This is a genomic window from Actinacidiphila yanglinensis (assembly GCF_900107965.1).
Taxonomy (GTDB): domain Bacteria; phylum Actinomycetota; class Actinomycetes; order Streptomycetales; family Streptomycetaceae; genus Actinacidiphila; species Actinacidiphila yanglinensis.
The window spans coordinates 194007-212942 of the sequence record NZ_FNVU01000012.1; the positions used below are offsets into that span (position 1 = coordinate 194007).

16 protein-coding genes are annotated in these 18936 nt (G+C 73.5%); 12 read left to right on the forward strand and 4 right to left on the reverse strand.

Annotated elements, in window-relative coordinates; all coding sequences use genetic code 11:
• Positions 1-37: 37 nt before the first annotated feature.
• Entirely contained in the window at positions 38-925 is an 888-nt protein-coding gene (locus C4U44_RS26050; RefSeq protein WP_103888445.1) for a carbohydrate ABC transporter permease, read from the reverse strand.
• The gene (locus C4U44_RS26055; protein WP_103888446.1) at positions 922-1776 is read right to left on the reverse strand and encodes an ABC transporter permease; all 855 of its coding nucleotides are present in this window, start codon (positions 1774-1776) and stop codon (positions 922-924) included. Before C4U44_RS26055 ends, C4U44_RS26050 begins: the two co-directional genes overlap by 4 nt.
• 678 nt (positions 1777-2454) lie before the next feature.
• Here C4U44_RS26055 and C4U44_RS26060 point away from each other — a divergent pair.
• From C4U44_RS26060 to C4U44_RS26085, 6 genes are all read left to right on the forward strand, one after another.
• A complete protein-coding gene (locus C4U44_RS26060) occupies positions 2455-5190 on the forward strand; it encodes an exo-rhamnogalacturonan lyase family protein (protein WP_103888447.1) in 2736 nt (911 codons plus the stop codon).
• Positions 5191-5235: 45 nt separating this feature from the next.
• Positions 5236-6354 carry a GDSL-type esterase/lipase family protein gene (locus C4U44_RS26065; RefSeq protein ID WP_235032354.1) on the forward strand — a complete coding sequence of 373 codons (1119 nt, stop codon included), beginning with the start codon at positions 5236-5238 and terminating at the stop codon, positions 6352-6354.
• A 60-nt stretch (positions 6355-6414) separates the two neighbouring features.
• Positions 6415-7572, forward strand: a complete 1158-nt coding sequence (locus C4U44_RS26070; protein ID WP_103888448.1) for a Gfo/Idh/MocA family protein — start codon at positions 6415-6417, stop codon at positions 7570-7572.
• A gap of 14 nt (positions 7573-7586) precedes the next feature.
• On the forward strand, positions 7587-8948 hold the full coding sequence (locus C4U44_RS26075; protein ID WP_103888449.1) for a right-handed parallel beta-helix repeat-containing protein: 1362 nt from the start codon (positions 7587-7589) through the stop codon (positions 8946-8948).
• 51 nt (positions 8949-8999) lie between these two features.
• The gene (locus C4U44_RS26080) at positions 9000-9923 is read left to right on the forward strand and encodes a DUF6807 domain-containing protein (RefSeq protein WP_103888450.1); all 924 of its coding nucleotides are present in this window, start codon (positions 9000-9002) and stop codon (positions 9921-9923) included.
• A 130-nt stretch (positions 9924-10053) separates the two neighbouring features.
• Positions 10054-10959 (forward strand): acyl-CoA thioester hydrolase/BAAT C-terminal domain-containing protein, encoded by a 906-nt coding sequence (locus C4U44_RS26085; protein ID WP_235032355.1) that lies wholly within the window; start codon positions 10054-10056, stop codon positions 10957-10959.
• Here C4U44_RS26085 and C4U44_RS26090 read toward each other — a convergent pair.
• Complete coding sequence (locus C4U44_RS26090) at positions 10943-11641, reverse strand: alpha/beta fold hydrolase (RefSeq protein ID WP_103888515.1); 699 nt, start codon at positions 11639-11641, stop codon at positions 10943-10945. The genes C4U44_RS26085 and C4U44_RS26090 overlap by 17 nt on opposite strands.
• 79 nt (positions 11642-11720) lie before the next feature.
• Between C4U44_RS26090 and C4U44_RS26095 the strand changes: the two genes are divergently transcribed.
• From C4U44_RS26095 to C4U44_RS26120, 6 genes are all read left to right on the forward strand, one after another.
• Positions 11721-12317 carry a TetR/AcrR family transcriptional regulator gene (locus C4U44_RS26095; RefSeq protein ID WP_103888451.1) on the forward strand — a complete coding sequence of 199 codons (597 nt, stop codon included), beginning with the start codon at positions 11721-11723 and terminating at the stop codon, positions 12315-12317.
• Between the two features lie 81 nt (positions 12318-12398).
• The gene (locus tag C4U44_RS26100) at positions 12399-13577 is read left to right on the forward strand and encodes a 4-hydroxybenzoate 3-monooxygenase (RefSeq protein WP_103888452.1); all 1179 of its coding nucleotides are present in this window, start codon (positions 12399-12401) and stop codon (positions 13575-13577) included.
• A gap of 162 nt (positions 13578-13739) precedes the next feature.
• Positions 13740-14825 (forward strand): aromatic ring-hydroxylating dioxygenase subunit alpha, encoded by a 1086-nt coding sequence (locus C4U44_RS26105; RefSeq protein ID WP_103888453.1) that lies wholly within the window; start codon positions 13740-13742, stop codon positions 14823-14825.
• A complete protein-coding gene (locus C4U44_RS26110; RefSeq protein WP_103888454.1) occupies positions 14822-15073 on the forward strand; it encodes a hypothetical protein in 252 nt (83 codons plus the stop codon). Before C4U44_RS26105 ends, C4U44_RS26110 begins: the two co-directional genes overlap by 4 nt.
• Before the next feature lie 25 nt (positions 15074-15098).
• Positions 15099-16082 carry a PDR/VanB family oxidoreductase gene (locus tag C4U44_RS26115; protein ID WP_103888455.1) on the forward strand — a complete coding sequence of 328 codons (984 nt, stop codon included), beginning with the start codon at positions 15099-15101 and terminating at the stop codon, positions 16080-16082.
• 146 nt (positions 16083-16228) lie between these two features.
• Positions 16229-17011 (forward strand): IclR family transcriptional regulator, encoded by a 783-nt coding sequence (locus C4U44_RS26120; RefSeq protein ID WP_103888456.1) that lies wholly within the window; start codon positions 16229-16231, stop codon positions 17009-17011.
• A gap of 102 nt (positions 17012-17113) precedes the next feature.
• On the opposite strand, the gene C4U44_RS26125 is transcribed toward C4U44_RS26120, so the two are convergent.
• A complete protein-coding gene (locus C4U44_RS26125) occupies positions 17114-18574 on the reverse strand; it encodes an aldehyde dehydrogenase family protein (protein WP_103888457.1) in 1461 nt (486 codons plus the stop codon).
• Positions 18575-18936: the final 362 nt, after the last annotated feature.

Below are 18936 nucleotides of genomic sequence, written 5' to 3' on the forward strand. Positions count from 1 at the left end.
GATGGCCTTTCGAGGGAGTGCGGCCGGGACAGGGGCGTCAGCTCTTGATGGCGCCGGTGAGTACGCCCTTGGTGAAGTACTTCTGGAGGAAGGGGTAAGCGAGCAGGATCGGCACCGTGGCGAGGACCACGACGGCCATCTGGATCGTCTGCGGCGCGTTCACAGCGCCGTCGCCCAGCGTGGTGTCGGTCAGGCCGGTGCCGGCCACGACGTAGGTGCGCAGCACCTGTTGCAGCGGCCAGTGGTCGCTGTTGAGGTAGAGCGAGGCGTAGAACCAGGAGTTCCAGTACGACACCGCGTAGAACAGGCCGACCACGGCCAGGGCTGCCTTGGACAGCGGCAGCACGATCGACCACAGCACCCGCAGGTCGCCGGCGCCGTCGAGCCGCGCCGCCTCGTACAGTTCCTCCGGAATCCCCTGGAAGAAGCCGCGCAGCACGATCAGGTTGAAGACGTTGACCAGCAGCGGGAGGATCAGCGAGGAGTAACTGTTGAGCAGGCCCAGGTTCTTGACCAGCAGGAAGCTGGGGATCATGCCGGGCGGGAAGAGGAAGGTGAACAGGATCAGCAGCAGCACCGGCCTGCCACCGGCCACCCGCGGGCGGGCCAGCGCGTAGGCGAGCGTCACCGTGCAGAGCAGGCTCAGCAGGGTCCCCACCAGGGTGACGCCGAGACTGACGCCGAGGGCGTGGGTGACGATGCCGCCCTGGAGGATGTCGTGGTAGGCCCGCAGCGTGGGGTGCTGCGGCCACAGCACCCAGCCGCCGTTCGCCACCACCTCCCGCTGCGAGGCCAGCGAGGTGGACACGACGACGAGGAAGGGCACGCACACCAGCGCGACGACGGTGACCAGGGCCACGGCCTTGGCGGACTGGGTGACGGGCTTCGGCTTCTCCATCCAGCCGGGCCGTACGGAGGCGCTCACCGGTACACCCCCTGCTCGCCGAGCCGGTGCGCGATCTTGTTGGCGGTGTAGACGAGCACCGCGCCGACCACGCCCTTGAACAGGCCCGCGGCGACGGCCAGTCCGTAGTCGCCCCCGACGATGCCCTTGTAGTAGACGAACGTGTCGATGACCTCCGCGGCCTGCGGGCCGACCGCGTCGCGCTGAAGCAGCATCTGCTCGAAGCCCACGGAGAGGATGTCGCCCAGGCGCATGATGAGCAGCAGGACGACCACCGGGCGGATGGCCGGCAGCGTGACGTGCCAGAAGCGCCGCCAGGGCCCGGCCCCGTCGATCGCGGCGGCCTCGTACTGCTGCTCGTCGACCTGGGACAGCGCGGCGAGGAAGATGATGGTGCCCCAGCCGGTGTCCTTCCAGATCACCTGGGCGATGAGGAGCGGCTTGAACGCGTCGGGGTTCCCGATGATGTCGACCGTGTGCAGGCCGGCGTCGCCGAGGTACCCGTTGAGCATGCCGGTGCCGCCCAGTACCTGCTGGAACATCGCCACCACGATGACCCACGAGATGAAGTGCGGCAGGTAGACCACCGACTGCACGAACCGCCGCACCGTGCTCCACGTCAGGCTGTGCAGCAGCAGCGCGAGGGCCAGCGGGACCGGGAAGTAGAAGACCAGCTGGAGCAGTGCGATCCAGGCGGTGTTGAACGCCGCGTGCCAGAACGCGCTGTCCTGGAAGAGCTGCTGGAAGTTGCCGAGTCCGGTCCACGGGCTGCCCCACAGGCCGGCGAACGGCACGTAGTCCTTGAACGCGACGACGTTGACGATCAGCGCGCCGTACTGGAAGACCAGGAAGTAGGCCAGGCCCGGCACCATCAGCAGGAACAGCGTCCAACTGCGCCGTCGATGAAAACCTTTTCTTCTGCTCGGAGGCCCTGGACGTCGGCCGCGACGGTCCGCTACCGGCGTCTCTCCAGGGATCTCCCGCATCAGCGCCGCCACGGCGCCTCCTCACCATCGGGTGCTGGGTGAGCGGTAGTTAAAACGTTTCCACGCCGTGAGTCAACGGATCCGACGCAACTCGGCATCGCGAAGCGTGAGTTGGGGTGCGATGCGCCGGGATTCTGCTGGTTTGACGATGAATCGGTTCACCTCGATGCGGTCACGCGGCCGAGAATCACCGCCCGCAGCGGGTCGGAGGCGAGGAGCGGCCGGCGCCGCCTGTGTGTCCGGATCCGGATCCATCGTCCCTCCGCGCCAACTGGACGCGGAATAAGCGCAGTTCAGGGACTCCGTGAGAGCAGTGCGTCCGTGCGGGCCATATGTCGTGGCGGATTCGCGGACTCTGCGCGATCCCTTGACACGGTTCCGCGCGGGCTTTAGAACGATTCATCGACCGGGCTCTGTCGGACGCAGGCCCGCTCCGCTCTCCGCCGTGGAGGGCCCGCTGCCGTCCACCGCGGCACGTCGCCGGCTCTCCGGCCCGTCGCGCATCGCTCCCGCGCCCTTTCACCCGCTTCACCCGCGCAGTTCTGACCTGACTGGAGGCTGCCCATGCCTGAGGGGTCCCCGCTCAACCGACGTACGTTTCTCGGCGGCGCATCCGTCGCCGCGGCGGCTCTCGCCCTCGGCTCCAACGGCAGGGCGGCGGCCGCGGCCGGCCCGCCGCCGGACGGCGCGCCCGCCGGTGCGCCGGGTCCCGCGCAGGGGGTGGACATGCACTGGGTGGACGGCCGGCCCGCCGCCACGACCGGCACCGCGTGGGGCGTCCCCTGGCCGAAGGGCCAGGTCGCCGCCGGTTCCGGGTTCGCGCTGCGCGACAGCGGCGGCGACCAGGTGCCCGTGCAGTCCTGGCCGCTGGCCTACTGGCCCGACGGCACGCTGAAGTGGACGGGGCACGCGGTGACCGCCGCCACGCTCGCCGACGGCTACCACCTCGCCCCGGGCGCGCCGGCCGCCCCGGAGCAGGCGGTGACCGCGACGCGCAAGGGCGACGAGATCCGGCTGGCCAACGGCGTGCTGGACATCCGCATCGCGGGCAGCGGCCCGGTCGCCATCCGCTCGATCCGCCGGGCCGGCCACACCACCGCCACCGGCGGCCGCCTGGTGCTCCTGCTGCAGGACCGGCCCGACGACGGGGACGGCCCGCGGCGCACCGCGTGGAGCGGGGTCGTGGAGAGCGCCGAGATCGAGCAGTCGGGTCCGGTCCGCGCCGTGGTCAGGCTCACCGGCCGCTACCGGCAGGACACGTCGAAGAAGTACGGCGCCGGCCGCCGCGCGATCCTGCCCTGGACGATGCGCGTGTACGTCGGCGCCGGCGAGGAGTCGCTGCGCGTCATGCACCAGTTTGTCTGGGACGGCGACCCGTCCAAGGACTTCGTCAGGGGCCTGGGACTGCGGCTGGACGTGCCGATGAGCGACCGGCCCTACGACCGGCACATCCGCTTCGCCGGCCCGGACAAGGGGGTCTGGGGCGAGTCCGTCGTCGGGCTGACCGGCCTGCGTCGCGACACCGGGGCGGCGGTGCGCGCCGCCCAGGTCGCCGGCACCGCGACACCCCCGGTCTCCACCTGGGACACCACTGTGCAGGCCGAATGGCAGGACCTCCCTCAGTGGGGCGACTTCTCCCTGGTGCAGCACTCGGCGGCGCAGTGCGCGGTGTGGAAGCGCACCTCGGACAAGGCCGCCTGGCTGAAGCACGCCGGCTTCGCCGACCGCGCGCCCGGTTTCGGGTACGCCGGAGGCATCAGCGGCGGGCTCGGGTTCGGGGTGCGGGACTTCTGGCAGCAGTTCCCCCGCGCCCTGGACGTCACCGGCGCGGCCGGCGACACCGCGGCGGTCACCCTGTGGTCCTGGTCGCCGCACGGCGAGGTGATGGACCTGCGGGCCTACGACGCGGCCGGCCACGGCCTCGACCTGGCCTACGAGGACGACCGCTACGGCTACGGGCTCTCCACCGGCATGGCCCGGTCCACCGACATGCAGCTGTGGGCGCTGGAGAGCACCCCGGCCCGGGACGACGTGGCCGTCATGGCCGGCGCGCTCGCCTCCCGCGCGCAACTGGTCACCGACCCGACGACGTACCACGGCGCGGGCGTGTTCGGCCGGTGGAGCCTGCCCGACCGCAGCACCCCGGCCCGCGCCCACCTGGAGGACCGCGTCGCCGGCAGCGTCGCGTTCTACGCCGGCGAGGTGGAGCAGCGCCGGTGGTACGGCTTCTGGGACTACGGCGACATCATGCACACCTACGACAGCGACCGGCACACCTGGCGCTACGACATCGGCGGTTACGCCTGGGACAACGCGGAACTCGGCTCGGACGCAGGGTTCTGGTACCAGTTCCTCAGGACGGGGGACCCGCAGACCTTCCACCTCGCCCGGGCGATGACCCGGCACGTCACCGAGACGGACATGATCCGCACCGGACCGTTCGCCGGACTCGGTTCGCGCCACGACGTGCAGCACTTCGCCGACGGCGGCAAGGAGCCGCGCGTCTCGGAGGCCTACACCAAGCGGTTCATGTACTACCTGACCGCGGACGAGTTCGTCGGGGACGCCCTGCGGGTGCCGTTGCAGCTGGACACCACCCTCCTGACGTACCCGCCGCTGCGCGACTACCTCGACCCTCCCGCCGGCGTGCCCACGGTGATCCGGATCGGCCCCGACTGGTATGCGCTGGTCAGCAACTGGCTCACCGAGTGGGAACGCACCGGAGACACCAAGTGGCGCGACCGCATCGCCACCGGCATGAAAGACATCGCGAAGCTGCCGGCCGGGCTGTTCACCGGCGAGCAGGGCGGCGCCGTCGGCTACGACCCCGCCACCGGTCAGATCAGCGACCTCGGGCTCGGCGGCGACTGGGGCAAGGTGAATCTGTCGATGGTCTTCTGCGGCGAGCAGATCATGTGGGAGACCACCGACCTGGTCGACGTCCCCGAATTCCGCGCCAAGCTGGTCGAGTTCTGCCGCTACGTGCAGGCACCCGCGGCGGAGATCACCGAGCACTTCGGCTTCAAGTTCACCACCAGTGCCCCCGGGGTCTTCTACTCGCGGATGACCGCCTGGGCCGGCGAGCAGACCGGCGAGCCGGCCGTCCAGCAGCGCGGCTGGGACGCGTTCCTGAACGAGAGCGGTGACGCGCCCTGGCCCGCCCCGGTGCACGTGGACGGATCCGCGGCCTTCACGAAGGTCGACGAGATGCCGCAGGCGGACTTCAGCACCAACGGGGTCGCGCAGGACAACCTCGCGATCATCGCGCTGCTCGCCGTCGCCCCGAACCAGGCCCCGTAACGACGCCTTCCGCTCGTCCGGACCGTTTCGCCCCGAGGAGGAAGCATGCACCGATCCACCCGATCCACCCGACGCACCCGGCTCGCGGCCGCCGCCGTGGTCGCCGCGGCGACCGCCGCCGTCCTGCCCGGCACCGCCGTCGCCGCCGCCGGACCTGCACCGGCCGGCAGCGTCGCCGAGCACTGCGCCCCCGGACCCGACGGCACCGGGCCGACCTGCTCGTTCGACGTGCCGCCCGGCGCCTACGACGTGCGGGTCACGCTCGGCAGCCGCACCGCCGCGGCCGACACCGGAATCGACGCCGAGGCCAACCGGACCGTCCTGGCGCCCGTCGCCACCCGCGCCGGACACCTCGACCACCGCACCCTGACGATCGACGTGCGCACCCCGGAGAGCATGCCCGACGGCCAGGAGGGCGACGGCACCCCGGGACTCCAGCTCCGGCTCACCGGCACGGCACCCGCGCTCGCCGCGGTCACGGTCGTGCCGCGCCCCGACGGCCCGAGGCTCTTCGTGATCAGCGACTCCACCGCCAGCGACTGGCTCAACACCGTCCAGCGCGGCTGGGCCCAGGAACTGCCGCAGTACTTCCGGGGCGGCATCGACGTGGCCAACTGGGCCGTCTCCGGTTCGAGCAGCGGGTCCTGGCTGGGCAACCCGAGGCTCTTCGCCACCCTCGCACCGCAACTCCGCCCGGGTGACGAGGTCTTCATCCAGCTCGCCCACAACGACAAGGACACGACCGAGGCCGACTACCGCGCCAACTACGCCGCCCTCATCGACGGTGTCCGCGCGCAGGGCGCCAAGCCGGTCCTGGTCACCCCGCCGGTGCGGCACCTCTTCGGCACCGACGGGAAGATCACCGCGACCGGGCGCATCGTCAACGGCCTCGGCGTGGACCTGCCCGCGGTCATGCGGGACATCGCCCGGCAGGACCGCCTGCCGCTGCTGGACCTCACGGCCGACAGCGAGGCGCTGATGGAGCGACTCGGCCCCGACGCCTCCTTCCCGCTCTACGCCGACCTGCCCGCCGGCCGCAGCCAGACGCACTTCAACGAGGGCGGCGCCACCACCATCGCCGGCCTGGTGGCCCGGGAGATCGCCGGTGCGCACCTGCCCGCCGCCGGATTCCTCCGCGACCGCCCGGCCGCATCCGGTGAGTGACGGCACGTCAGGTCGCGCCGGCGGCCCCGGAGCCCGCCCGGCCGGCAGAGAGGAGAAGCGATGACCCGGACCGTGGTGCTCGTCGGCGCCTCGGGCTACGGACGCACGTACCTGCGGGAGATCGCCACGCTGGAGGCCGCGGGAGCGGTCCGGCTGGCGGGCGTCTGCGACGTGTGCCCCCTGGACCCCGAGGGGCGGGCACTGGCGGGGGACCGGCCGTTCGACACCGACCTCGGCAGTCTCCTCGACCGGACCCGGCCGGACATCGGGATCGTGGCCACGCCCATCCACACCCACCTGCCGCTGGCCCGCCAGGTGCTCGCCGTGGGAGCCCACCTCCTCCTGGAGAAGCCGCCGCTGCCCACCGCGGACGACTGGCGTGCACTCGTCCGGCTCGCGCGGGAGTCCGGCCGCGTCTGCCAGACCGGGTTCCAGAGCCTCGGCTCGCACGCCGTCGCCCGGCTCGCGCAGCTGATGGCCGAGGGCCGGTTCGGACGCATCCGCGGCATCGGCGGCCACGGCGCCTGGTCCCGGACGAACGGCTACTACCGCAGGGCCCCGTGGGCGGGGCGGCGCGAGATCGACGGCACGCCCGTGGTCGACGGCGCTCTCACCAACCCCTTCGCCCACATGATCGCCACCGCCCTGCGCCTGGACGGGAGCACCGGCTGGGACGACGTCGACGCCATCGAGCTCGAACTGCTGCGCGCCCGCGACATCCAGGCCGACGACACCTCGTGCCTGCGGCTGCGCACGGCGCGCGGAACCGTCGTCACGGCGGCCGTGACGCTGTGCGCCGCGACCACCTCCGACCCGGTGCTCGTGGTGCAGGGCAGCTACGGCCACGCCACGCTCTCCTACACGCGGGACGTGCTGTCCGTCGGCAACCGGCGCGAGCACCACGGGCGGACCTCACCGCTGGCCAACCTGCTGGCCCACCTCGACGATCCGGGTGTCGCCCTGCAGTCGGACCTCGACTCCTGCGGGGCGTTCACGCGGGTGCTCGACGCCGTCCGCACGGCTCCGGACCCGCGCCCGATCCCCGCCGCGTGGCTCCGGCACGTCGGCGACGGCGACGCCGGCACGGTCTGCGTCCCCGGCGTCGAGGCCGCGGTGAAGGACGCGGCGGAGCGACTGTCCACCTTCGGTGCGCTCGGCATTCCCTGGGCCTGCGCACCCGCCTCCCCCCAGCAGGACCCGATCGGCGGGACTCGATGATGCGGAGTGACCGAATGAGACCATCACGAACTGCGACCCGCACGCTGCTGGGTTCGACGGTGCTGGTGAGCGTCCTCGCGCTCGTCGCCGATCCGGCGGCGGCCGGCGTCGCGGCGAGCGGCGCGCGGTACCCGGCGGCGGGCACCGTCCACTACGTCGCGCCGGCCGGCGACGACACCGCGGCCGGCACGCGCGACGCCCCGTGGGCGTCCATCGCCCACGCCGAGGCGGTGGCCCGGCCCGGCGACACCGTCTACTTCCGCGGCGGCACCTACACCTACACGCACGCGAACAGCACCTGCGCCGGCGAGACCGCGCGGGTCGACGCCGTCACCCTGGACAAGAGCGGAACCTCCGGCAGCCCGATCCGCTACTGGGCCTATCCGGGGGAGAAACCGGTCTTCGACTTCTCCGGTATGACCGACGACTGCCGGATCAAGGGCTTCGACGTCACCGGCAGCTGGATCCACCTCAAGGGCCTGGAGATCACCGGGGTGCCGCAGAACAACACCCTCAACCACGAGTCCTGGGGCGTCTGGAACTCCGGCAGCGACAACACCTTCGAACAGCTCGACGTCCACGACATCATGGGCCCGGGAGTGTTCCTCAACACCGGCGGCGGCAACCTCGTCGTCGACTCCGACTCGCACGACAACTACGACGCGAACAGCTCCAGTGGCCCGGGCACCAACGCGGACGGCTTCGGCGCCCACATCCCCGCGGGCAACGACGGCGACGTGTTCCGCGGGGACCGCTCCTGGAACAACTCCGACGACGGGTTCGACCTCATCAACGCCCTCTCCCCGGTGACCATCGAGTCGTCGTGGGCCTGGTCCAACGGCTACGTCCCCGGCACCACGACCGGGGCGGGCGACGGCAACGGGTTCAAGGCGGGCGGCTACGGCGGGAAGTACGTCACCGGCGGCGTCACGCACACGGTGCGCCAGTCCGTCGCCTTCGACAACAAGGCAGCGGGCTTCTACGCCAACCACCACACCGTGGCCGACGACTTCTTCAACGACACCGGCTACGGCAACCACCCCGACTTCAACATGCTGGGCGTCGCGCCCGACGGCACCGCGACGGGTCTGGGCACCCTGCGCAACGACGTCGCGTACACCGGCACCCTGACCTCCAACATGACCGGCACCGATGCCGCCTTCAACTCGTGGGACCTCGGCGTGCCGCTCTCGGACGCCCAGTTCCGGAGCGTGTCGACCACCGGCTGGGACGCGCCGAGGCGTCCGGACGGCAGCCTGCCCGACCTGCCGTACCTGCGCCCCGCCGCGCACAGCGACCTGATCGACCGGGGCACCGACGTCGGTCTCCCGTACGGGGGGAAGGCCCCGGACCTCGGCGCCTTCGAGGCCCACTGACCGACCCGGCTCCGGACGCCCCTCAACCCGCACCCCGAGGAGGAACGCCCCATGGCCGACCTGCCGTTCGCGATCCGCGACGACCCCGCGCACACGCGGCTCACCGTCACGGCCGCCGGCACCGATGTCGCCTGCTACGTGTACCGGCCCGACACACGCGTCGAGGAAGCCCCCAAGCCGTACGTCTTCCCGCTCGCCACGCTGTCCGGAGCCCCGCTCGGCGGCTACCGGCCCTGGGACCACCGCTGGCACAAGGGCCTGCAGATGACCTGGTCGTACGTGTCCGGGGAGAACTTCTGGGGCGGCCCGACCTTCGAGCGGGGCGCCGCCGGCGACGGCTACGTGTGGCGGCGGAACCACGGCCGGCAGGAGCACGTCGCCTTCGAGGCGTGGGGGAGCGCGGCGCCCGACGTGACGGTGCACCAGCGGCTGCGCTGGATCGCGTCCACGGGTGCGGCCTGGCTCGACGAGGCCCGCACGCTCCGCTTCCACGGTGCGGACGCCGCACGCGGCCTGTGGGCGATGGACTTCCGCACCACGCTGTCCAACACCCGTGGGGCCCCGCTGGTCCTCGGCAGCCCCACCACCCAGGGGCGCCCGAACGCCGGCTACACAGGCCTGTTCTGGAGGGGCCCGAGAGCCTGGACGGGAGCGGCGGTCGTCGCGGCGGGCGGCCGGCACGGCGAGGCGGTCATGGGGGAGCGGGCCGCGTGGGTGGCCGTCGCCGGTCCGCACGACGAGCGTGACGGGGGTGCCACCGTCCTCGCGTTCGCCGGGCACTCCTCCGCGCCCGGTCCGATCAGCTGGTTCGTGCGCAGCACGGCCTACGCGTGCCTCAACCCCTCACCGGCCTTCGACGCTCCCGTCGATCTGGAACCGGGGGCGTCCCTCGACCTGTCGCACCGCTTCGTGTTCGCCGACCGGATCCTGGACCGAAACGAACTGGAGCCGCTGGCGGCGGAGTTCGCACTCTGAGCCGAACGGGACCGGCGCGGCGGCGGATCGGGACCGGCGCCGCCGTCCACCGGGCCCGGCGTGACGTCCGTCCGCTGCCGCAGTGTTGGGGGCACGAGGGCGCGCCGTAGGGTGGACGGAGGTTCCCGGCGTGGTGGAGGGGTGGGCGATGGAGATCGTCGAGCACGCGGTGACGGCGCCCTGGGAAGGGGTACTGCTGGAGCCGGCCGAGAGTCCCGGCGCGGGCGTGGTCGTGCTGTCCGGGTCGAGCGGCCGGGTGGAGCGGCAGCGCGCGCGTCTCTTCGCCGAGCAGGGCTTCCTGGCGCTGGCCATCCGCTGGTTCGGGGGGCCGGGGCAGCCGCCGGGGATCTGCGAGGTGCCGCTGGAGACCTTCGTCGCGGCCGTGGACCTGCTGCGCGCGCACGGAGCCGCGCGCATCGGCATGCTCGGCGTGTCCAAGGGCGCCGAGGCGGCGCTGCTGACCGCCGTGCACGAGCCACGGGTGGACCTGGTGGCCGCCCTGTCCCCGACGTCGCGGGTCTGGAGCAACGTCGGGCCGGGTGCGGACGGGCGGGACCGTCCGCACCGGTCGTCGTGGACCTGGCGCGGGCGCCCGCTGCCCTTCGTCCCCGGCGACGACACCTGGCAGCCCGCCGAGCAGGACGGCGGGCCGGTGGCGATCCGCGGCTGGTACGAGCGCAGCGAGCGGACCTTCGCCGCGCGCCTGGACGCCGCCGCGATCGCGGTGGAGAAGGCCCGCGCCGACATCCTGCTGGTCGCCGGCGCCGGCGCCGACGACGCGATGTGGCCGTCCCTGCGCTACGCACGGGAGTTGGCCGCGCGACGGCACGCGGCGGGTGTCCCGGTGGAGGTGGTGACCCGGGAGGACGCGGGGCACCGGCCGCGGTTCCCCGGTGAGGGCCGCGCCGCGCCCTCGGCGGAGTTCCGCTACGGCGGCACGGCCGACGGCGACGCCCGGCTGGGCCGGGCCGCCTGGGACCTCCTCCTCGACCGGCTGCGTCCGGCGGCGGGGGTTCCGCTCACCCCAGCCCGGTGATGATGCCGGCCACGTCCCGTGGCCGCGACAGGAACGGGTGGTGGCCCGTCGCGAGCTCGACGACGCGGTCCGCGCGGCGGGCGAACCCGCGTTGCGCCGCCGCCGGCGTGCCCCGGTCCTCGGCGCAGACCACGTAGGTGGTCGGCAGGTCGTGCCACGCCGCCGCGCGCACGGGCTGCACGGTCACGGCCAGCGTCTGCCGGACCAGATGGGCCGCCGCGTCGCGGACGACGTCCGGCGGGCAGTCCTGGGCGAAGGTCTCGGCGAACAGCTCGGGCCGGGCGCCGAACGTGCCGCCGTCCGGGTCGAAGTCCAGGAACGGCGGCGGCTCCGGGGCGCCGAACGTCGACAGCGACTCGCCGGGCTCGGGCAGGTAGCTCGACACCAGCACCAGGTGGCGCACCGCCCCGACGCCCAGCGCCGCCTCGGCGGTGACGATCCCGCCGTAGCTGTGCGCCACCACCACGGTCGGCTCGTCCGTCCCGGCCAGGACGGCGCGCACCGAGGCGACGTCCTCGGCCAGCCCGGGCCCCCGCGGTCCGGCCGGCCGGTCGCCCTCGCCGCAGCTCGGCAGCGCGGGGGCGGCGCTGCCGATGCCCTGCTCCCGCAGGACCGCCGCAGTCGGGTGCCACCACCACGATCCGTCCCGCACGCACGCCCCGTGCACGAAGACGACACGCATCTCTTCCTCCTTGATCCGGCTGCCCTGCTCCTTCCGATCCACGGTAGACGTACCGTCCATTACGTGAAAAAGTGCCGTGATGGGACGGCACCGGCAACCCGAGATCCGCGACCGCATCCTCGATGCCTGCGTGGACCACGCGCTCGCGCACGGGCTGCCCGCCCGGCTCGAGCCGCTCGCGGTGGCGTCGGGCACCTCGACCCGCATGCTGATCTACCACTTCGGGACCCGGGACGCGCTGCTGCGGGAGATCCTGGGGCGGGCGCGGCGGCGCCAGCGCGAGGTCTTCGGCGCGCTCGTCGCCCCCCGGCCGGACGAGCCCTACCCGGACACCCTGCGACGCGCCTGGCGGGTCATGACCGGCCCGGTCGGCCGGCCCTACCTCAGCATGTTCGGCAGGCTGCGCGAGGACGCCGAGCAGCAACTGTGGCCGGGCTTCCGGCGCGAGGCCACCACGGACTGGCTGCACCCCTTCGAGGAGGGCATGCGCAGCCTCGGCCGTCCCGAACTCGGCACGCTCGTCCTCGCGGTGGTCCGCGGTCTCATCATGGACATCGAGGCCACCGGGGAAGTGGCGCGCGCCGACCGGGCGTTCGACGACTTCCTGGCCGCGCTCGACGGTGTCACCGCCGGGAGCGGCCCCGGGGGCGCTCAGGAGGCCGCCCCGGGGCGTTGACAGTGCGGGTCGCCGGGGATGAGAATCGCCGCGTTGGTGAACGTAAATTCACTGTGCGAACGCCGAAGAGAATAGACCGCCATGGACCACACCACCGTCGGCGTCATCGGCGGCGGCCCCGCGGGGCTGCTGCTCGCCCGGCTGCTGCACGCCTCGGGCATCGACTGCGTCGTGCTGGAGAGCCGCGACCGCGCCTACGTCGAGCAGCGCCAGCGCGCCGGCGTCCTGGAGCAGAGCACCGTCGACGTGCTGCGCGAGAGCGGCGCCGCCGCGCGGCTGGAGCGCGAGGGCCTGGTCCACGACGGGATCGAGCTGCGCTGGAACCGCCGCGCCCAGCGGATCGACTTCCCGGCGCTCACCGGCGGCCGCCGGGTGTGGGTGTACGCGCAGACCGAGATGGTCAAGGACCTGATCGCCCTCCAGACCGCCGGCGGCGCGCCCCTGCTGTTCGAGGCCGAGGTCACCGCGGTCACCGGCGCCGACACCGACCGGCCGGTCGTCCACTACACCCACCAGGGCAGCGACCGGAAGCTGAGCTGCGACTACGTCGTGGGCTGCGACGGATTCCACGGCGTCGCCCGCACGGCGATACCGAGCGGCGCCCGCCGCACCGTCGAACGCGTCTACCCCTACTCCTGGTTCGGGATCCTCGCCGACGTCCCGCCCTCCTGCGACGAGCTGATCTACGCCCACTCGCCGCGCGGTTTCGCCCTGCACAGCATGCGGTCGACCACCGTCAGCCGGCTGTACCTCCAGGTGCCCAACGGCACCGACCCGGCCGGCTGGACGGACGAGCGGATCTGGGACGAGCTGGACGCCCGCTTCGCCGTCGACGGCGACTGGCGGCTGGAGCGCGGCCCGATCACCTCCAAGGCCGTGCTGCCGATGCGCAGTTCGGTCACCGAGCCGATGCGCTGGGGCCGGGTCCTGCTGGCCGGGGACGCCGCGCACATCGTCCCTCCGACCGGGGCCAAGGGGCTCAACCTGGCGGTCTCCGACGTGGTGGTGCTCGCGCGGGCCTTCGCGCACCTGGCGTCCACGGGCTCCTCCGCGCTGCTCGACGCCTACTCGGACACCTGCCTGCGGCGCGTGTGGCGGGCCGAGCACTTCTCGTACTTCATGACCACGACCCTGCACGTCGACCCGGAGCAGGGCGACTTCGCGACCCGCCTGCAGATCAGCCAGCTGGACCGGATCGCCTCCTCCCCGCACGCGGCCGCCGAACTGGCCGCGAACTACACCGGGTCGGTCATCGAGTAGCCCGCGTCCCCGCCCGGCCCCTTCCGCCCGGCGCCTTCCGCCTTCCGCCTTCCGCTGAGCGGAAACGCCCCTGGCAGCGGCCGCGTGGCCGCAGCACCCTGGGAGGCGTTCCCACCCCGCTCGCACCGCAGCCCATGTGCGGGAGACGCAAGGGAGTCGACGATGACGTCATTCGTGCGCAACCAGTGGTACGTCGCCGCCTACGGCAGTGAGATCGGGCACGAGCTGTTCGGCCGGACCGTCTGCGGCGAGCCGATCCTGTTCTGGCGTACCGAGGCCGGGGAGGTCACCGCCATGGCCGAGCACTGCGTGCACCGGCGCTTCCCGCTGTCCCGGAGCCCGAGCCGGCTCGACGGCGACCGCGTGGTCTGCGGCTACCACGGCTTCACCTACGGCCCGGACGGCGTCTGCGTCAGCGTCCCCGGCCAGCGGCGCGTCCCGCGCACCGCCCGGCTGGCGTCCTACCCGGTCAGGGAACAGGACGCGTTCGTCTGGGTGTGGATCGGGGAGCGCGACCGGGCGGAGGGGACGCCGATCCCCCGTGCGCCCTGGCTGGACTCGCCGGAATACACCACCGTCCGCGGCATGGAACCCCTCGCCGCGCGCTACGGGTTGCTGGTCGACAACCTGCTCGACCTCTCCCACGAGACCTACCTGCACGGCGGTTACATCGGTACCCCGGAGGTCGCGGAGACCCCGATCACGACCGAGGCCGACGAGACGTCCGGCATCGTCCGGGTCAGCCGGCACATGGACGACGCGGCCTGCCCGCCCTTCTACGCGCGGTCCACCGGAATCGAGGGCCGGATCACCCGCTGGCAGGACATCGAGTACCACGCGCCGTGCCTGTACCTGCTGCACTCCCGGATCGCACCCGTCGGAGCCCCGGAACCGCGCGCCGACGGCACCGACCCCGGCGCCTTCCACGTCGAGGTCGTCTACGCCATCACCCCCGAGACCGAGCACTCCACCCACGACTTCTGGGCCGTGGCACGCGACTTCGCCCTCGACGACCAGCAGGTCAGTACCTTCCTGGCGGACAACAACCGCACCGTCGTCCTCCAGGACGTCGTCGCGCTCGACCAGTTGGAGCAGGTGGTCGCGTCCGAGCCGCCGGGCACCCAGGAGTTGAGCATCAACATCGACACCGGTGGGCTCGCCGCCCGCCGCATCCTGGCCCGCCTCGCCACCGAGGGGGCCGGGAGCGCCGAGGGTGCCGGCGCCGCGGGCACGGCGGTGACCCGGTGACGTCCGGGCCCGCGCCGGGCACGGTGTTCCGCGTCGTCTGGGTCCCGGGTACCGACCGGCTGCGCGGCTGGTGCTGGTGCGGCGCCGAGCGGGAGTCGGACGACCCCGTCGAGCTGTGGGAATCGCTGCTCGCGCACCCCGGCACCCACCCCGGCCCGCACTCCGGCGGCCCGCTCGGCAGGCACCCCGGTGGCCTCTCCGACCTGCCCGCCACCAGCCCCGCCGCGCCCCGGACCGCAGGCGTCTGATCCGCACACCGCCCGAGGACTTCCGATGACCAGCAGCAGCACCGGGCCCGGCGCCGAGGCCGACCTCGACCTCGTGGTGGCCCGCCGGACCACCGAGGCCGTCGGGGTCGTCGGGCTCGAACTCCGCCGCCCCGACGGCGCGGACCTGCCCGCCTGGCAGCCCGGCGCCCACATCGACCTCCGGCTCCCGCTGCCGGGTGGGGACCGGGTCCGGCAGTACTCCCTGTGCTCGGACCCCGGGGACCGCTCGGCGTGGCGGCTCGCCGTACTGCGGGAGGCGAACGGCCGCGGCGGCTCGCGCCACATCCACGACGTGCTGGCCGAGGGGGACACCGTCCGGACCCGCGGGCCGCGCAACCACTTCCCGCTCCGGCCGGCCGGCTCCTACCTCTTCGTTGCCGGCGGTATCGGCATCACCCCGGTCCTGCCGATGCTGGCGGAGGCGGAGCGGCACGGCGCCGACTGGCGACTGGTCTACGGCGGGCGGACCGCCGCGTCGATGGCCTTCGCGGCGCGCCTGGTGGACCGGTACGGGCCGCGGGTGCTGCTGCGCCCGGAGGAGTCGTACGGACTGCTGGACCTCGACGGGCTCCTCGGCACGCCGCGCCCTGACCGGCTCGTCTACTGCTGCGGCCCGGATCCCCTGATGGACGCCGTACGGGAGCGCTGCGCCCGCCGGCCGCAAGAAGCCCTGCACACCGAGCGGTTCGCGCCCGCGCCGACCGGCGCCCCCCTGCTGCGTGGGGACTTCGAGGTGGAGTTGGCCCGCAGCGGGACCACGGTGATGGTGGCGCCGGACACGTCGATCCTCCGGGCGGTGGAGGAGGCCGGGGTGCAGGTCCTGTCCTCCTGCCGGGAGGGCACCTGCGGCACCTGCGAGACCGCGGTGCTGGAGGGGACCGTGGACCACCGGGACGCGCTGCTCACCCCGGCCGAGCGCGCGGCCCACGACACCATGATGATCTGCGTCTCGCGCGCCGCGGGTCCCCGGCTGGTGCTGGACCTCTGACCCGGCGGGGCCCGCCGCGGGGGAGCCGCCGGACCGCCCTCCGGCGATGTCCGGCGGACCGTTGACGGTGTTGCGCCGCGTGCCTACCGTTCGAGGGGCGCGCCGCTCGACGGGGAGCGGTCCCGCACACCGGTCGGGAGGTCCGCATGCGGCGAGGCGAGGTCCCGCACGCCGGAGCTTCGGTGACGGCCCGGGCGCTGCGCGTCCTGGAGGCGTTCACCCCGGAGCGCCCGGTGCTGCGGCTCGCCGAGATCTCCCGCCACTCCGGCCTGCCGCTCACCACCACGCACCGCCTGGTCGGGGAACTGGCCGCGTGGGGCGCCCTGGAACGCGAACCGGGCGGCGACTACCGCATCGGGCTGCGGCTGTGGGAGATCGCGTCGCTCGCCCCGCGCGGACTCGGCCTGCGGGAGGCGGCCCTGCCCTACCTCTCCGACCTCGGCCGGATCACCCGGGAGAACGTCCAGCTCGCCGTGCGCGAGGACCTGTCCGTCGTCTACGTGGAGCGGCTCGCGGGACGCGGCGCCGTACCCGTGCTCACCCGGGTCGGCGGCCGGTTCGCCCTCACCCCGACCGGGGTCGGCCTGGTCCTGCTCGCCTGCGCGCCCGCGGACGTCCAGGAGCGGGCCCTCGCCCAGCCGCTGGTCCGGCACACCGAGAAGACCCTGTGCAGCCCCGAGGAGGTGCGCCGGGTCCTGGCCGAGGTGCGCCGCACCGGGGTGGCCGTCAGCGACCGGCAGGTGACGATGGACGCCGTGTCGATCGCCGCGCCCATCCACGGTCCCGAGGGCACCGTGGTGGCGGCGGTGTCCGTCGTCGCGCACGCCGCCACCGCCGACCCGCGCGCCCTCGCCCCGCTCGTGCAGGTCGCCGCCCGCGGCATCTCCCGCTCGCTGGGCGCCCCCGGGCTCCCGTCCTCGGTGGCCTGACCGCGGAGGCGCGCGGCGGCACATCGCGCGCGGACCGGCACATCGGGCGCGGACCGGCGCAACGGGGCGGGGGTCGCGCGGACCGGAGAGGCCGGGAAACGCTCAGAACGGGAAGTGCGGCTGCTCGGTGGCGAGGGTCACCCACCGGGTGTTGCTGAACGCCTCGATGCCCCAGCGGCCGCCGAACCGCCCGTAGCCGGAGGCGCCGAACCCGCCGAAGGGCGCCTGCGGTTCGTCCGCGACGGACTGGTCGTTGACGTGCACGATGCCGGTGCGGATGCGCCGGGCGAGCTTCAGCCCGTGGCTGCCGTTCTCGGTGATGATGCCGCAACTGAGGCCGTGCTCGGTGTCGTTGGCCAGCGCGACGGCCTCGTCGTCGTCCGCGAAGGTGCTGACGGCGACGACCGGGCCGAAGGCTTCGGCGCGGTGCAGCGCGGCGTCCCGCGGCAGGCCGGTGAGCACCGTCCCGGGGTGCAGCCCGCCCTGTGGGCGGCCGCCGCCGGTGAGCACCCGGGCGCCGGCGGCCACCGCGTCCTCGACCAGGCCGGCCAGCCGCTGGGCCGAGCCGGGGCTGATCAGGGGGCCGATCACCGTGGTGGGCTCGCCGGGGTCCCCGCACGGCAGGGCCGCGACCTTGGCAGCGAACCTGCGGGTGAACTCCTCGGCGAGCGTGTCGTGCACCAGGATGCGGTCGGCACACATGCAGATCTGGCCGGAGTTCAGGAACGCGGCGAAGGCGGCCGCGTCGACGGCGTGGTCGACGTCCGCGTCCTCCAGGACCAGCAGCGCGTTCTTGCCGCCGAGTTCCAGCACGGCGGGCTTGAGGTGCTGGGCGGCCAGGGTGCCGATCTCGCGTCCCACGCCGGTCGAGCCGGTGAAGTTGACCGCGCGCACCCGCGGGTCGGCGATCAGGGACTCGGCGACCGCGGCCGCGTCGGACCGGTCGTTGGTGATCACGTTCAGCACGCCGCTGGGGAGCCCGGCGTCGCGCAGCAGGTCGGCGACGAACAGCCCGCAGGACAGCGGCGCGTCCTCGCTGGCCTTCAGCACCACGGTGTTGCCCGCCGCCAGCGCGGCGGCCACCGCGCGGACCCCGAGGATGATCGGCGCGTTCCAGGGCGAGAACGCGGCGACCACGCCGAGCGGTTCGCGCACGGCCAGCCCCAGCGCGCCCGGCTGCTCGGCGGCCAGCACCTCGCCGCGCGGGGCGCTGACCGCGGCCGCCGCCTCCCGCAGGATCCCGGCCGCCAGGCCCACGTTGAACAGCGCCCAGGGCCGGGTCGCACCGACCTCGCCCGCCATCAGCTCCACCACCTGCTCGGCGCGCGCTTCCAGCAGGTCGGCGGCGGCCAGGAAGATCTTCCGCCGGGCGGACGGACTTTGCGCCGCCCAGCCCTCGAAAGCGGCCTCGGCGGCGTCGACGGCGGCGATGACGTCCTCGGGACCGGCCGCGGCCACGGTGGCGAAGGGCTCACCGCGGGAGGGGTCGAGGTCCTCCGTCCGGCGGCCCGAGGTGGCCGGGACGTCCTTGCCGCCGATGAGAAGCTCGCGATGCAGAGGCATGGGTGGGCTCCTTGCGGTGCGCGCAGAGGTTGTTCACACAGTGAACTTTTGTCCGGGTCGGCGGAAGTCTCCTCCGCGCCGAACGGGGCGTCAAGGAGTCGCGGCACCCGCCGTGCGCATCGCCGCGCGGCAGGGGAGCGGGAGCGGCCGGCCCCCCGCCGACGTGCCACGATCCCCGCTGCCCCGGCCGTTTCCCGCGTCGCGGACGGCGGTTGCGAGGACTCTGCTGTGGCTTCGGTGCAAACCCTTGCCGGAGGGTGCGGCCCCGAGTACATTCCCACGCCTGAAAGTTATCGAAGATTTATTCGCCAGGCGAACATCCGGTGTGCGGGCCGCCCTCGATCCGTGCGGACCTCGCGGCG

Coding starts and splice junctions, on each gene's coding strand:
- C4U44_RS26055 (WP_103888446.1), bottom strand. CDS start 1,776: ATGGTGCCGGGCCTGGCCTACTTCCTGGTCTTCCAGTACGGCGCGCTG.
- C4U44_RS26060 (WP_103888447.1), top strand. CDS start 2,455: ATGCCTGAGGGGTCCCCGCTCAACCGACGTACGTTTCTCGGCGGCGCA.
- C4U44_RS26065 (WP_235032354.1), top strand. CDS start 5,236: ATGCACCGATCCACCCGATCCACCCGACGCACCCGGCTCGCGGCCGCC.
- C4U44_RS26070 (WP_103888448.1), top strand. CDS start 6,415: ATGACCCGGACCGTGGTGCTCGTCGGCGCCTCGGGCTACGGACGCACG.
- C4U44_RS26075 (WP_103888449.1), top strand. CDS start 7,587: ATGAGACCATCACGAACTGCGACCCGCACGCTGCTGGGTTCGACGGTG.
- C4U44_RS26080 (WP_103888450.1), top strand. CDS start 9,000: ATGGCCGACCTGCCGTTCGCGATCCGCGACGACCCCGCGCACACGCGG.
- C4U44_RS26090 (WP_103888515.1), bottom strand. CDS start 11,641: ATGCGTGTCGTCTTCGTGCACGGGGCGTGCGTGCGGGACGGATCGTGG.
- C4U44_RS26095 (WP_103888451.1), top strand. CDS start 11,721: ATGGGACGGCACCGGCAACCCGAGATCCGCGACCGCATCCTCGATGCC.
- C4U44_RS26100 (WP_103888452.1), top strand. CDS start 12,399: ATGGACCACACCACCGTCGGCGTCATCGGCGGCGGCCCCGCGGGGCTG.
- C4U44_RS26105 (WP_103888453.1), top strand. CDS start 13,740: ATGACGTCATTCGTGCGCAACCAGTGGTACGTCGCCGCCTACGGCAGT.
- C4U44_RS26115 (WP_103888455.1), top strand. CDS start 15,099: ATGACCAGCAGCAGCACCGGGCCCGGCGCCGAGGCCGACCTCGACCTC.
- C4U44_RS26120 (WP_103888456.1), top strand. CDS start 16,229: ATGCGGCGAGGCGAGGTCCCGCACGCCGGAGCTTCGGTGACGGCCCGG.
- C4U44_RS26125 (WP_103888457.1), bottom strand. CDS start 18,574: ATGCCTCTGCATCGCGAGCTTCTCATCGGCGGCAAGGACGTCCCGGCC.